The organism is Streptomyces sp. NPDC008150, from assembly GCF_042956945.1.
Taxonomy (GTDB): Bacteria; Actinomycetota; Actinomycetes; order Streptomycetales; family Streptomycetaceae; genus Streptomyces.
Window position 1 is genome coordinate 206,107 of sequence record NZ_JBIBHJ010000014.1, and the last position, 13,970, is coordinate 220,076.

Consider the following 13,970-nt stretch of genomic DNA (forward strand, 5'->3'; position numbering starts at 1 on the left):
GGTGTCCGGCCCTCGGGCCCCTGTGGCCCGGCCCGACAGGGGACAGATACGGTGCATCACATGGCCGACTATCACGATGACCTGCGTCTCGCCCACGTCCTCGCCGACGCCGCGGACAATGCGACGATGGCCCGGTTCAAGGCCCTCGACCTCAAGGTCGAGACCAAGCCGGACATGACGCCGGTCAGCGAGGCGGACAAGGCGGCCGAGGAGCTGATCCGCGGTCAGCTCCAGCGCGCCCGCCCGCGTGACGCGGTCCTCGGCGAGGAGTACGGCATCGAGGGCACCGGCCCGCGCCGCTGGGTCGTCGACCCGATCGACGGCACCAAGAACTACGTCCGCGGGGTCCCCGTCTGGGCCACGCTCATCTCCCTGACGGAGGCGGGCGAGGGCGGCTACCAGCCGGTCGTCGGCCTGGTCTCCGCACCCGCGCTGGGCCGCCGCTGGTGGGCGGCGAAGGGGCACGGCGCGTTCTCCGGCCGCAGCCTGTCGTCCGCGAGCCGGCTGCGCGTCTCCGACGTCTCCCGGCTGCCCGACGCCTCGTTCGCGTACTCGTCGCTCACCGGCTGGGAGGAGCAGGGCCGCCTGAACGGCTTCCTCGACCTGACCCGCGAGGTGTGGCGCACGCGCGCGTACGGCGACTTCTGGCCGTACATGATGGTCGCCGAGGGCTCGATCGACTGCTGCGCCGAGCCCGAGCTGTCGCTGTGGGACATGGCCGCGAACGCGATCATCGTCACCGAGGCGGGCGGCACCTTCACCGGCCTGGACGGCCGCCCGGGACCGCACAGCGGCAACGCGGCGGCGTCGAACGGGCACCTGCACGACGAGATGCTGGGGTATCTGAACCAGCGGTACTGAGCCGTACCGGGCGGCACCGGCGGTGCCGCGACCGACGCCGTACGGGGGTGCGCCCCCCCCGTACGGCGTCCGTGCGACCGGGCGGTTCGGCCCCGTCCGCGCGTCCGCGCCTCGCGCGGCGACCGGTGTCACGGAATCCGGAATGACCACCGCGCGCCCCCAACCGGCCGCGCACGCCCCCTTGTTGACCCGTCCTTTACCTGCCACCCTGAGGACGAGCCCCCTTGTGAACATGTGAAGGAGTTCACGCGCGCCCCGCGCCGGGCACGCACCGCCCCGACGTCACGAAGGAGGTGGACCCGGCTCATGCTGGTCCGCGACGCCATGACAGCGATGGTCCTCACCATCGGCCCCGCACACACCCTCCGCCAAGCAGCAGCCCTGATGTCCGCGCGCCGAGTGGGCGCGGCCGTGGTCCTCGACCCCGAGGCCGGCGGCATCGGCATCCTGACCGAACGCGACGTCCTCAACTCCGTCGGCCTGGGCCAGAGCCCCGACGCCGAACGGGCGTACGACCACACCACCACCGACGTCGTGTTCGCCACGCCGTCCTGGACCCTCACCGAGGCCGCGCGGGCCATGGCCCGCGGCGGCTTCCGCCACCTCGTCGTCCTGGACCGGGGGGACGTCGCGGGCATCGTCTCGGTCCGCGACATCATCCGCTGCTGGGCTCCCGCGGAGGCGCAGGTACCGGCCTGACCGTCCCTCCGGGCGGCCGGGGGCGGGCCCTCCCCCGGCCGCCGTCACCTGACGCCTCGTTGGACAACATCCAATTTCGGCTCAGTTCCAGTTTCACACTCGTTCAGGACCTGGTGCGGTCCGCTGTTACGCTGGTCTGCATGAGTGACCTTCTGGAACGGCTGCGCGGGCGCGGATGGCGCATGACCGCACAGCGCCGTGTCGTCGCCGAGGTGCTCGACGGCGAACACGTCCACCTGACGGCCGACGAGGTCCACGCGAGGGCCGTCGTACGGCTGCCCGAGATCTCCCGGGCCACCGTGTACAACACGCTCGGCGAGCTGGTCACCCTCGGCGAGGTCCTCGAAGTCAGCACGGACAAGCGCGCCAAGCGCTACGACCCGAACGCCCACGAGCCCCACCACCACCTGGTCTGCGCGCGCTGCGGCGCCATCCGCGACGTGCACCCGCTCGGCAATCCGCTGGCGGACCTCCCCGACTCGGAGCGCTTCGGCTTCGCGGTGTCGGACGTCGAGGTCACCTACCGCGGACTCTGCCCGGACTGCGCGGCCCAGGCCGCGACCGCCTGAGCGACAGCCCCGCCCGTACACAAGGGCCCCGCTCCGGTCACCCGGAGCGGGGCCCTTTCGCGTACGGCACCACCACCGCACCCCGTGAACGCACCGAGGGCCGGAATCCTGATCGGATTCCGGCCCTCGGCCTCAAGTAGCGGGGACAGGATTTGAACCTGCGACCTCTGGGTTATGAGCCCAGCGAGCTACCGAGCTGCTCCACCCCGCGTCGATGAGTTGAACACTACGTCACCCACACGGACGGAGGCAAATCATCTTTCCGCTGCCGCCCCACAGCCGCTTACCTGCGCGATTCGCGGCCCCGGGGCAGGCCCGCACCGATCGGCCGCCCACCGGTCTCAGGCGGACAGCTCCTGGCGCAGCGCGTCCCGCAGCCGGGCCGCCCGCTCGGACACCTCGGCGGGGCCCAGCTCCACGGCCCGCTCCGCCCAGTCCTGCCCCTCGGTCAGCTCACCGCGCCGCGCGCAGACCAGGGCCAGCCGCAGCGCCGCACGGCCGTGCCCCGCCTCGGCGGCCCGCTTCCACCAGACGACGGCCTCCGGCTCGCTGCCCTCCCTGGCCAGCAGCAGGCCGAGGTTGAACGCACCGTTGCGGGACCCGGCCTCCGCCGCCTCGCGGTACCAGCGCGCCGCCTCGACGATGTCACCGCGCGCCGCGGCGAGCATCCCGGCCCGGACCATGGCCCTGCGGTGCCCCTGCGAGGCAGCCCGCTCGTACCATTCCTCGCACTCGGTGCGCTCGTGCACCTGCTCACCCAGTTCGTGCGCGGGCGGCGGCGGACGGCGGGCGTCGAGCAGCGCGGCCAGCCGGTAGGCGGCCTCGGGACTGCCGCCGCCGGCCGCGCACCGCAGGTGCCGTTCCGCCTCCGGCTCGTCGCCCTGCCGCAGCCGGGCGATGCCGACCTGGAGGGCGGCCTCGGTGTGCCCGGCGGCGGCGGCCCGCTCGTACCAGCCCAGCGCGCTCGCGTCCTCGCCGCGCCCCGCGTAGAGAATGCCGAGGTTGAAGGCGGCGTCCACGCTGCCCGCCTCGGCCGCCTTGGAGAACCACGGTTCGGCGCCCGCCGCGTCCCCGCCCCGCAGCAGCAGGATCGCGAGGGCGTTCGCGGCCTCCCGGTGCCCCGCGTACGCGGCACGCCGGTACCACTGCTCGGCCTGGGCGCGCTGCCCCTGCCCCGCGCACAGCAACGCGAGGTTGTAGGCGCCGTTCACGTCGCCGGCGTCCATGGCCGCCCGGTACCAGCGCTCGGCGGTCTGCGTCTCGCCCCGCTGCGCGTGCAGGGCGCCCAGCGCGTTGGCGGCGTTGCCGTCGCCCTCCTGGGCGGCGCGCAGCCACCACACGGCGGCGCTCTCGGTGTCGCCCGCGTCGCGCAGCAGGAAGCCGAGCGCGCAGGCGGCGCGCGCCTCGCCGTCCTTGGCGGACGTCAGGTACCAGCGGCCGGCCTCCTTGAGGTCGCCGCGGCCCTCCAGGATCGCGCCGAGGCGCAGCGCGGCCCGGCGGTGGCCGCGGGCGGCGGCCTGCCGGTACCACTGCTCGGCGCCCTCGCCCGCGTCGGCGCCGTCCGCGTCGCGCGCGTGCTGCCGGTCGAGGGCGCGCGCGAGCCGGTACGCGGCCTCGCGGTGCCCGCGTTCGGCGGCGGAGCGCATCCAGCGTTCGGCGCCGGGGTCGCCACGGTGTTCGAGGAGGTCGGCCAGGGCGTAGGCGCCGAGGATGTGCCCCTGCTCGGCGGACTGGCGCAGCCAGTACTCGGCGGCCGGCTCGTCGCCGTGGTCGCGGTGGTGGCGGCCCAGGGCGTGCGCGGCGGCGGCGGAACCGGCGACGGCGGCCACCCGCCACCAGCCGGCGGCCTCCTCGGTGTAGCCGCGCTGGTGGAGCAGGACGCCCAGGTTGTTGGCCGCGGCGCGGTCGCCGGCGACCGTGGCTGCCCGCAGGTGGGGTTCGGCGCTGTCGAGATCACCGCGCCGCAGGAGGAGGCTGCCGAGCACGCTCATGGCCTCGACGTCCCCCGCCTCGGCGGCCTGGCGACGGCGTGCCTCTTCGGCAGCCTCACCGGCCTCGTCGCGGCCGGAGGGCTGCACAATTCGCCCTGTCTCGAACAGAGTTACCTTGTCCCCCATAACGTCCATCGTCGCACCACCCGACACCCGGATACACCCGGTATACCGCAGCCAGTGAGGTCACTTCAGCGTTTTGTCGACATGCCCACAGGGCGACAAGTGAAACACGGGCTCTCGCTTCCTCCACGGCGACGCGGCCATATCCCTTCGTCTGCACAGGAGTTCGCACGTCAAACGCACAAAACGAAGGCCCGGATCCGTTTAAGGATCCGGGCCTTCGTATCAGTAGCGGGGACAGGATTTGAACCTGCGACCTCTGGGTTATGAGCCCAGCGAGCTACCGAGCTGCTCCACCCCGCGCCGTTGTGTTCAAACCGTACCACGGTACGGAGGGGCCTCCCGACCGGCCGGGAGGAACGGCGGACGCCTCCCGCGCGGGGCGGGAGGCGTCCGGTCGGTCACGGGCCGCGGAGCGGCCTAGCCGCTCGGGCTGCTCGACGGGCTCGCGGCGGCCGACGCGCCGGTGCCGGCCGACGGGCTCGGACTGCTGGTCGAACTCGCCTTCCCGTCACCGTTCTTGCCGCCCGAGCCGCCGGCCTTGTCGGCCTTGTCGGCCTTCGACTGCGCCTCCTCGGCTCTCGACAGGGCGTCCTGGAGGTCCTTCTGGGCCTCGCCGTACGCCTGCCAGTCGCCCTTCTTCAGCGCGGTCTGGCCCGCGTCGAAGGCCTTCTGGGCGTCGTTCAGGGCCTGTTGGACCGTCGGGTCGGTCGACGTCGTCGGCGGCGAGGTGCTCTCGTCCGGTGGCTTCGTCGTCGAGGAACCGTCCCCGGAGAAGACCTTGTCGAGCGCCTCGTCGAGGGTGTCCTCGAAGGCGGTGTTGCCTCCGTAGGTGACCAACACCTTGCGCAGCAACGGGTACTTGAGACCGCCGCCGCGCACGTAGACGGGTTCGACGTAGAGCAGTCCGCCGTCCAGCGGCACCGCGAGCAGGTTGCCGTACTCGACGTTCGAATGGCCTCTGTTGAGGAGGCTGATCGTCTCGGCGATGTCCTGTTCGGAGTTGAACTGGCTCTGCACCTGTTTGGGCCCGTTGACGGTGGTGTTCGTCGGCAGTTTCAGGATTCTGATCTTGCCGTAGTCCTTCGAACCCGCTTGCGCGTCAACGGACATGAAGGCGCTGAGGTTGTCCCTGCCGTTCGGCGTGAACGTCGTCGTCAGCGAGAACGTGCGCGCCGTCTGGTCCGGCATCTTCATGCTCAGGTAGTACGGCGGCACCGCGCTGCCCGAGTCGTTGGTCGGGTCGTCGGGGACCTGCCACACCTCGCTGCCGCTGAGGAAGGTCTGCGGGTTCGTCACGTGGTAGCGGGTGAGCAGCTCGCGCTGGACCTTGAACAGGTCCTGCGGGTACCGGAGATGGTCGAGTAGCGCGGACGGGATCGCGCTCTTGGGCTGGACCGTGCCGGGGAACGCCTTCATCCACGTCTTGAGGACGGGGTCCTCGGTGTCCCACTGGTAGAGCTTGACCTTGCCGGTGTACGCGTCGACCGTCGCCTTCACCGAGTTGCGGATGTAGTTGACCTGGTTCTGCTGGGCCACCACCGCCCGCTGGTTGTTGGTGGCGGTCAGCGAGTCGGCCGTGGTGTCGCCGAGCGTCGTACGGGACGCGTACGGATAGCCGTTGGTCGTCGTGTAGGCGTCGACGACCCACTGGATGCTGCCGTCCACCACCGCCGGGTAGGCGTCGCCGTCGATGGTCAGCCACGGGGCGACCGCCTCGACGCGCTCCTTGGGAGTGCGGTTGTACAGGATCCGCGAACCCTTGCCGATGGCACCGGAGTAGAGGATCTGCGGCTCGCCCAGTGTCACCGCGTACGCCGCCCGGTTGAGCGTGTTGTCGAGGTTGACGCCGCTGTTGCCGGTGTAGCTCGTGTTCTTCTCACCGTCGTCGTCGGAGTAGTCGACCTCCTTCTGGGGGCCGCCGACGATCGAGTACTGGGTGGTCTTCTCGCCGTAGTAGATCCGCTGTTGGTACGTGCCCAGGCTGCCCGTGGAGGGCAGGTCCGACTCGGTGAACACCGGCCGGCCCTCGGAGTCGGCCGTGGTGCCCTTGGCCGCCACGACGCCGTACCCGTGCGTGTACCGGAAGTGGTCGTTGATCCAGTTGTTCTTCGGGATGCCGTTCAGGTTCAGCTCGCGCAGACCGATGACGGTGTCCTGCTCCTGGCCGTCCACCTCGTAGCGGTCGACGTCGAGGTTGGTCGGGAACGCGTAGTAGTTCCGCATCTGCTGGAGCTGCTGGAACGTGGGCGAGACGACGTTGGGGTCGAGGATGCGGACGCTCGCCGTGCTGTCGACGTCCTTGCGCAGCTTCGTCTTGTCCTTGGTGTCGCTCGTCCCCGCGTACTCGCTGACCTTGGCGTCGTCGATCCCGTACGCCTCGCGCGTGGCCTTGATGTTGCGCTGGACGTACGGCGCTTCCTTCGCCTGCTCGTTGGGCTGCACCTGGAACTTCTGCACGATCGCCGGGTAAAGGCCGCCGATGAGGATGGCGGAGAGCACCATCAGCCCCAGGCCGATCACCGGCAGCTGCCAGGTCCGCCGCCAGAGGGTGGCGAAGAACAGCAGGGCGCAGATGACGGCGATGCAGAACAGGATGGTCTTCGCCGGCAGGTAGGCGTTGGCGTCGACGTACCGCAGGCCGGTCCAGTTGCCGGTGGCCTTGAAGTCACTGGACTTGACCGCGAGTCCGTACCGGTCGAGCCAGTACGCGACCGCCTTCAGCGCGACGAAGATGCCGATGAGCACCGACAGATGCCCCGTCGCGGCGGCCGTGGTGCGGGCCCCCGGGCTCGTCACGCGCAGCCCGCCGTAGAGGTAGTGGGTGACCGCCGCGGCGATCACCGACAGGATCACGGTCGCGAAGCCGAAGCCCAGCAGGAAGCGGTACCAGGGCAGGTCGAACGCGTAGAAGGAGACGTCCAGGTGGAACTGGGGGTCCTTCTGGTGGAAGGAGACGCCGTTGACCCACATCAGCCAGGTGCGCCACTGGCTGGAGGCGGACGCGCCGGCGATCAGGCCGACGAGCGCGGTGATGCCGAGCAGCAGCCACTTCTTGTAGGGCGCGATCCCCATCCGGTACCGGTCGAGGTTCTGCTGCTCCATCGACATCGCGCTCAGCGGCGGGCGCAGCCGGTGCGCCAGCCAGATGTTGAGCCCGACCGAGGCCGCCATGAGCAGCCCGAAGACGCAGAACAGACCGATCTTCGTCCACAGGGTGGTGGTGAAGACGGACGAGTAGTCGACCGACCGGTACCACAGCCAGTTCGTCCAGAAGCCCGCGAACATGGTGAACGCCATGCAGAGAACGGCCAGGACGCCCAGTGTCATGAGCAGGGTCCGGATACGCCTGGAGGGGCGGCCGCCTCTGATCCGCGGTCCCGTCGGGCCCCCGCCGCGGTCCGGCATCTGGAAAGCCAAGGTGCGCACCTCGAAGTTCGCTGTTGATCCGTCAGGCCCCCGTGTTCGTGGACCGTCCGTGCGCCCCCGTGACTGCGGGCGCACACCTATGCAACTTACTCACGGCTTACGCGGTTCCCGGTTCGGGCGAGGAACGAGGCAGGATTGTGACCATGTCCAACACTCCCATGGCAGCGAGCCCCCTCACCCGGGCCGTACTCGAGATCGACGAGTACGTCTCCGGCCTCGGCTGGGACCAGCCCGCCCGCCTCTTCGCCCTCGTAGACACCGCCCGGCTGCGGGCCGAACAGCCCTCCCTCGCGGACCGCCTCGGTCTGGGGCACGACGAGAGCGCCGGTCTCACCCCCATCGAGCAGGAGGAGGTCCCGGCCGGCAAGGCGCTCGACGAGTTCCTCGGCACGATCGCCTGGCCCGATTCCGTGGTCGGCTGCGCGCTCACCGTGGAACGGCTGGTGCTGCCGCCGGCCGCCGAGGCCCAGGTGCCCGACGACCTCGACGAGGCCGAGCTGGCGCGATGGGTGGCCGAGCACCCCAACCGCCAGGAGGTCCGCATGACGGTCGCGGTGCTGCGCGACGGCTCCCGCGAGTCGGCCCTGCGGCTGCGCGAGAAGGACGCGGCCACCGAGGTGCTGACCGGCGCGGGCCTGGTGCCCGGCCTCGCGGAGGCGCTGTCCGCCACGTTCGAGGACTGAGCCCCCGGAAAGCCCCCGGCGTACGGCGAAGGGCGCCCTCCCCGCGGGGAGGGCGCCCTTCGCCGTGGGCCGGCCGTCAGCTCTTGGAGCAGCTCGGCAGGTCCGCGGTCTTGCCGGTGCGGATGTCCTTGAGGGCGTCGAGCGCGTCGTCCATGGTCTTCACCTTGACGAGGGTGAGCCCGCCGGGGGTGTCCTTCGCGGCGGCCGCGCAGTTGTCCGCCGGCGTCAGGAAGTACTTGGCGCCCTTGTCGCGCGCGCCCACGGTCTTCATCTCGATGCCGCCGATGGGCCCGACCTTGCCGTCGTCGTCGATCGTGCCGGTGCCCGCGACGAACGCCCCGCCCGTGAGGTCGCCGGGGGTGAGCTTGTCGTAGATGCCGAGCGCGAACATGAGGCCGGCGCTGGGGCCGCCGACGTCGGCGAGCTTGATGTCGATCGTGAACGGGAACGTGTGGTCGGTTCCCGCGGAGATGCCGACGATGGCCCGCTTGGCGCCCGTGTCGTCGGACTGCGCGGTGGTGATCGTGACGTCCTTGGTCGTCGTCGCCGTCGTGTGGTCCTTCTCGGCGGCGGCCTGGTCCTTGGCCGGCACGATGGTGAAGACGACCTTCTGCCCGGCCTTGTGCTTGGTGACGGCCTTGGCCACGTCGGCGGGTGCCTTGATCGCCGTCCCGTCCACCGCCTTGATCACGTCGCCGGCGTGCAGCCTGCCCTCCGCCGGGGACCCCTTGACGACCGTCGAGACGATCACCCAGGACTGCACCGGGATCTTCAGCTCCTTCAGGGCGGCGACCTTGGCGCTCTCCTGGGACTGGCTGAACTCCTCGGCGTTCTCCTGGGTGGACTGCTCCTCGGTGGTGCCCTCCGGGTAGAGCGTGTCGTGCGGGACGACCTTGTTGTCGTGGGCGAGCCAGCCGTAGACCGCCTCGACGAGGTTCATGTTGTAGTCGGCGCTCGTGACCCGGACGGTCGTCATGTTGAGGTTGCCGTCGGCCGGGTACGTCTTGCGGCCCGAGATCTGCAGCACCGGCTCGCCGTTGTGCTCCCCGAGCGTGTTCACCGTCGGCCCCGGTGACATCTCCGAGTACGGCACGGTGATGAAGACTCCCGCGCACAGGAGCGCGATCAGCATCAGGGTGGAGGCGAGCATCGTCGCGGTGCGGCGTGGCATGCCACGACAGTACGTGACGCCCCTGTCAGCGCGCCGTCAGGGCCGTCCGTACGGGGCGGCCCTGACGATGTGCCGACAGGGGCGGACGCGTGCCCGCGTCAGCTTCCGGTGGACGACTTCTCCCTCTCCATCGCCTCGCGGAAGCGCGCGTACCCGTCGAGTTCCGGACCGTCGCTGCGGGCCCGGCGGGTCCGCCCGGCCCAACTTCCCCACAGACCGGCACCGATCGCGGCCACAAGCGGAATGAGCAACCAGGCAAGTGCCCCCACGCCGACCTCCCAACCCCAACAAGCGTTCCCAGCTGACTGATCAGCAGATTAACTATCAGCACTGACAACGCTCGTGCCCGGGGTGGGGTTACGCAACCGGAGGAACTCGTGTGCGATGAGACGGGAAAAACCGAACGCGGCTAGGCGCCGACCCACTCCTCGGTGCCGTCGGAGAACGTCTGGTGCTTCCAGATCGGCACCTCGCGCTTGATGTCGTCGATCAGCCGCCGGCACGCCTCGAACGCGTCGCCCCGGTGCGCGCACGACACTCCGACGACGACCGCGACGTCACCGACGGCCAGTTCGCCCACACGGTGCACGGCCGCCATCGCGCGTACCGGGTGGTCCGCGGCGATCTTCTCCGCGACGCGCCGCATCTCCGCCTCGGCGCTCGGGTGACACGAATAGCCCAACGCGTCGACCCCGGCACCGCCGTCGTGGTTGCGCACGGTCCCCACGAACAGGGCCAGGCCGCCGGCCGCGTCGTCCCCGAGCGCGCGGAAGACCTCGTCCAGGGAGAGCGGCGTCTCCCGGACGGCGATCAGCCGGACCGGGGCCGGCACGGGCGGGGCGTCGGGATGGTCCTGGAGGGAAGACATGCCTCCATCGTGCCGCACCGGCCGGACCGCGCGGAATACGACTTTCACCCGGTACGCACGCGTACGCCTTTGGAGCCTTCTACGGACGGGGCTCCAGGAGGACGTTTCCCGGAGGACGGCGCTCAGATCCTGCGCCGCGCCTTGCGGGCCCGGCGCACCACGGCCGCCGCGCCCAGCAGCGCGACCGTCGCGCCCGCGGCACCGGCCGCCGTGGCGTCCTTGCGCCCGAGCCGCCGACCGGCGACCGTGCGCCTGCCGGAGACCTCCTCCAGCAGCTCGGCCAGCACCTCCTCGTTGGTCCAGCGGGGCCGCCAGCCCGCCTCGTGCAGCCGGCTCCCGCTCACCACCCACGGGTACATCGTGTACGCCAGGTCGCCCGCCGGGGAGGGGGTGAGGCCGATGCGGTGCAGCCGGGCGGCGGCTCCGAGGGCGACGGCCGAGGGCAGCTCCATGCGCCGGATGCCGCTGAGCTCCTCGACCTCCTCCTGCTCCAGCCAGCCCTCGCAGCCGACCGCGAGCTCCCCCTCGGCCTTCTCCAGTACCGCGTACTCCAGGGCGCCGCACAGGTCCTCGACGTGGCAGAACTGCCAGGCCGGGCGGGAACCGGCGACCACGAGCAGCCGCGGCGACTCGAAGTAGCGGGTCAGCGCGGTGTCCGTGCCGCCGACCAGCACCGCGGGGCGGACCACCGTGACGTTGAGGCCGGGGTGCGCGCGGGGTGCCCGGCGGGCCAGCCGCTCGATCTCCAGGAGGTCGCCGACACCGGTGGCCTCCGCCGTGGCGCGCAGCTCGGCGTCCTCGGACAGCGGCAGCTCGTTGTCGGCGAGCGCCCCGTAGACCATCGCGGACGTGCACAGCACCACCCGGTGCACACCGGCCGCGGCGGCGGCGGTCAGCACGGTCTGGGTGCCGCGCACGTTGTACGCGGTGCGGGCCGCCGGGTCGGTCTCCAGGTCCAGGTCGAGCGCCAGGTGCACGACCACGTCCGCGCCGCGCAGCTTCTCGGCGACGGCCGGGTCGCGGACGTCGAGGATGTGCCACTGCGCGTCGGCGCACTCCCCGCGCCGCTCGTCGATGGCGACGACCTGCTTGATCTCGTCCGAGGCGGCCAGCCGCTCGGTGAGCAGGGCGCCCACGCCCGTCGCGGCGCCGGTGACGGCGACGACCGGTCCGCGTCCGGTGCGCGCTCCCCCCGTGCGCGGGGCGGACGTTTCCGGGGTGTGGTCGGGCGATGGTCGGGTTGAGTGGTTTCGCGCTGCGCGAACCTGCGGATCTGGGGAACTCACCGGGCGTCTCCAGCGGTTGTCTTCCATACGGGCGCGAGTGACGCGTACGTACCAGGTGGCATCCATCCTGCCGCAGGCCGACTGTCGGCGAAGCACCGAGGCCCGATCGCGCCCAGGTGTCTACGCTGGGAGGTGACGTCGGGCAACCGCGCCGCCGGAGAGAACCGGTGGCCTTACCAGCCGAGGAATCCCGTGAGTGACACCCCATTCGGATTCGGCCTTCCGCCGGAGGAGCCGGAGGACGGCGACGAGGGCAAGAAGAAGGACCAGGAGAGCGGTGGTGGTCAGGGACCGGCCAACCCGTTCGGATTCGGGCAGCTGCCCGGGGCCGGAGGCTTCGGCGGACCCGGTGCGGACAATCCCCTCGCAGCCATGTTCGGTTCGCTGAACCCGGGCGACCTGGGCGCCGCGTTCCAGCAGCTCGGCCAGATGCTCTCGTACGAGGGCGGCCCGGTGAACTGGGACATGGCCAAGCAGATCGCCCGCCAGACGGTCGCGCAGGGCACCTCCGACGGCACCAAGGACGCCAGCGTCGGTCCCGCCGAGCGCTCGGCGGTCCAGGAGGCCGTGCGCCTCGCGGACCACTGGCTCGACGACGTGACGTCCCTGCCCTCGGGCGCCGGTTCCGCCGTGGCGTGGAGCCGCGCGGAGTGGGTCGAGGCGACGCTGCCGGCCTGGAAGGAACTCGTCGACCCGGTCGCCGAGCGCGTCGGTGCCGCCATGGGCGACGTCCTGCCGGAGGAGATGCAGGCCATGGCCGGCCCGCTGATCGGCATGATGCGCTCCATGGGCGGCGCCATGTTCGGCACGCAGATCGGGCAGGCCGTGGGCGTGCTCGCGGGCGAGGTCGTCGGTTCCACCGACGTCGGGCTCCCGCTCGGGCCGGCCGGCAAGGCCGCGCTGCTGCCGCTGAACATCGAGGCGTTCGGCAAGGACCTGGGCGTCCCGAAGGACGAGGTGCGGCTGTACCTCGCCCTGCGCGAGGCGGCCCACCAGCGCCTCTTCGCGCACGTGCCGTGGCTGCGCTCGCACCTGTTCGGCGCCGTCGAGGGGTACGCGCGCGGGATCGCGGTCGACACCGCGAAGCTGGAGGACGTGGTCGGCCAGTTCGACCCGCAGAACCCGGAGCAGCTCCAGGACGCGCTCCAGCAGGGCATGTTCCAGCCGGAGGACACCCCGCAGCAGAAGGCCGCGCTGGCCAGGCTGGAGACGGCGCTCGCGCTCGTCGAGGGCTGGGTCGACGCGGTGGTGCACACGGCGGCCAAGCCGCGTCTGTCGTCCGCCGACGCGCTGCGCGAGACGCTGCGCCGCCGCCGGGCCTCCGGCGGACCGGCCGAGCAGACGTTCGCCACGCTGATCGGGCTCGAACTGCGGCCGCGCCGGCTGCGGGACGCCTCCCGGCTGTGGGCCTCGCTGGCCGACGCGCGCGGCACCGACGGCCGGGACGCGCTGTGGGCGCACCCGGACATGCTGCCGACGGCGTCCGACCTGGACGACCCCGACGGCTTCGTGCACCGCGAGCACCTGGACTTCTCCGAGCTGGACAAGATGCTCGGCGAGGCGGCCGGAGCGGGCCCCGACCTCCGCAAGGACGCCCCCGGGGGCGGCACCGCGGCGGACGGCGACGCGAAGGGTCCGGGCGACGCGAAGGGCGAGGACGGCGACAGCGAGGACGACGACACCAAGTGAGCCTTCACGACGACGCGATCCTGGTGCTCAAGGACGTTCACGGCCAGGACGAACTGCGCGACGCCTATCTCGACCACCTGGCCGCCCGTCCGGACGGCATGTGGAAGGCGTGCGAGGCGGGTCACCTCACGGCGAGCGGCCTGGTGATCGACCCGGAGGCGGGGCGCGTGCTGCTCACGCTGCACCGCAAGCTGCGGATGTGGCTCCAGATGGGCGGCCACTGCGAACCGCAGGACGAGACGGTGGCCGCTGCCGCCCTCCGCGAGGCGACCGAGGAGTCGGGCATCGCCGGGCTGACGCTGGTGCCCGGCGGTCCGGTCCGCCTGGACCGGCATCCGATCCCGGCGCCCTGCAACTGGCACCTCGACGTCCAGTACGCCGTGCTGGCGCCCCCCGGGGCCGTCCAGCAGATCAGCGACGAGTCGCTCGACCTGCGCTGGTTCCGGTACGACGAGGTCGCCGAGGTGGCCGACGGTTCCGTCCGGCACCTCTTCGAGGCGACCCTGGAGCGTCTCCGGGGCTGAGCGGTCGGGCGTACGCGCCGACGGGTGAGGGGCGGCCGGGATTTCCCGGCCGCCCCTCACCCGTCGGCGTCCGTCAC

Annotated in this window: 12 protein-coding genes and 2 tRNA genes; 6 read left to right on the forward strand and 8 right to left on the reverse strand. The window is 71.6% G+C overall.

The window, feature by feature from the left end; translation table 11 throughout:
* Nucleotides 1–60 precede the first annotated feature (60 nt).
* The 3 genes from hisN to ACFZA0_RS29810 all read left to right on the forward strand — a co-directional run bounded on the left by hisN (nt 61) and on the right by ACFZA0_RS29810 (nt 2,129).
* Nucleotides 61–861, forward strand: coding sequence for a histidinol-phosphatase (gene hisN, locus ACFZA0_RS29800; RefSeq protein WP_391022653.1), 801 nt, complete (start codon nt 61–63; stop codon nt 859–861).
* A 306-nt stretch (nt 862–1,167) separates the two neighbouring features.
* Nucleotides 1,168–1,560 carry a CBS domain-containing protein gene (locus ACFZA0_RS29805; RefSeq protein WP_391022655.1) on the forward strand — a complete coding sequence of 131 codons (393 nt, stop codon included), beginning with the start codon at nt 1,168–1,170 and terminating at the stop codon, nt 1,558–1,560.
* A 140-nt stretch (nt 1,561–1,700) separates the two neighbouring features.
* Entirely contained in the window at nt 1,701–2,129 is a 429-nt protein-coding gene (locus tag ACFZA0_RS29810; protein ID WP_391022657.1) for a transcriptional repressor, read from the forward strand.
* Between the two features lie 137 nt (nt 2,130–2,266).
* Here the strand turns inward: ACFZA0_RS29810 and ACFZA0_RS29815 are convergent.
* The 4 genes from ACFZA0_RS29815 to ACFZA0_RS29830 all read right to left on the reverse strand — a co-directional run bounded on the left by ACFZA0_RS29815 (nt 2,267) and on the right by ACFZA0_RS29830 (nt 7,672).
* A tRNA-Met gene (locus tag ACFZA0_RS29815) sits at nt 2,267–2,340 on the reverse strand.
* Between the two features lie 130 nt (nt 2,341–2,470).
* The gene (locus ACFZA0_RS29820) at nt 2,471–4,255 is read right to left on the reverse strand and encodes a sel1 repeat family protein (protein ID WP_391022659.1); all 1,785 of its coding nucleotides are present in this window, start codon (nt 4,253–4,255) and stop codon (nt 2,471–2,473) included.
* A gap of 217 nt (nt 4,256–4,472) precedes the next feature.
* A tRNA-Met gene (locus ACFZA0_RS29825) sits at nt 4,473–4,546 on the reverse strand.
* 117 nt (nt 4,547–4,663) lie between these two features.
* On the reverse strand, nt 4,664–7,672 hold the full coding sequence (locus tag ACFZA0_RS29830) for a UPF0182 family protein (RefSeq protein ID WP_391022660.1): 3,009 nt from the start codon (nt 7,670–7,672) through the stop codon (nt 4,664–4,666).
* Nucleotides 7,673–7,815: 143 nt separating this feature from the next.
* Between ACFZA0_RS29830 and ACFZA0_RS29835 the strand changes: the two genes are divergently transcribed.
* Nucleotides 7,816–8,355: a PPA1309 family protein gene (locus ACFZA0_RS29835; protein ID WP_391022662.1), complete on the forward strand. Its 540-nt coding sequence runs from the start codon at nt 7,816–7,818 to the stop codon at nt 8,353–8,355.
* A 76-nt stretch (nt 8,356–8,431) separates the two neighbouring features.
* Here ACFZA0_RS29835 and ACFZA0_RS29840 read toward each other — a convergent pair whose 3' ends face one another.
* From ACFZA0_RS29840 to ACFZA0_RS29855, 4 genes are all read right to left on the reverse strand, one after another.
* Complete coding sequence (locus ACFZA0_RS29840) at nt 8,432–9,526, reverse strand: PDZ domain-containing protein (protein ID WP_391022664.1); 1,095 nt, start codon at nt 9,524–9,526, stop codon at nt 8,432–8,434.
* 98 nt (nt 9,527–9,624) lie between these two features.
* A complete protein-coding gene (locus ACFZA0_RS29845; protein ID WP_391022808.1) occupies nt 9,625–9,777 on the reverse strand; it encodes a hypothetical protein in 153 nt (50 codons plus the stop codon).
* A 158-nt stretch (nt 9,778–9,935) separates the two neighbouring features.
* Nucleotides 9,936–10,394, reverse strand: coding sequence for a molybdenum cofactor biosynthesis protein MoaE (locus tag ACFZA0_RS29850; protein ID WP_391022667.1), 459 nt, complete (start codon nt 10,392–10,394; stop codon nt 9,936–9,938).
* Between the two features lie 122 nt (nt 10,395–10,516).
* Nucleotides 10,517–11,680, reverse strand: coding sequence for an NAD-dependent epimerase/dehydratase family protein (locus ACFZA0_RS29855; protein ID WP_391022668.1), 1,164 nt, complete (start codon nt 11,678–11,680; stop codon nt 10,517–10,519).
* 192 nt (nt 11,681–11,872) lie between these two features.
* Here ACFZA0_RS29855 and ACFZA0_RS29860 point away from each other — a divergent pair, with 192 nt between their 5' ends.
* Nucleotides 11,873–13,369, forward strand: a complete 1,497-nt coding sequence (locus ACFZA0_RS29860) for a zinc-dependent metalloprotease (protein WP_391022670.1) — start codon at nt 11,873–11,875, stop codon at nt 13,367–13,369.
* The gene (locus tag ACFZA0_RS29865) at nt 13,366–13,893 is read left to right on the forward strand and encodes an NUDIX domain-containing protein (protein WP_391022671.1); all 528 of its coding nucleotides are present in this window, start codon (nt 13,366–13,368) and stop codon (nt 13,891–13,893) included. The genes ACFZA0_RS29860 and ACFZA0_RS29865 overlap by 4 nt, the downstream gene beginning before the upstream one ends.
* Nucleotides 13,894–13,970 lie beyond the last annotated feature (77 nt).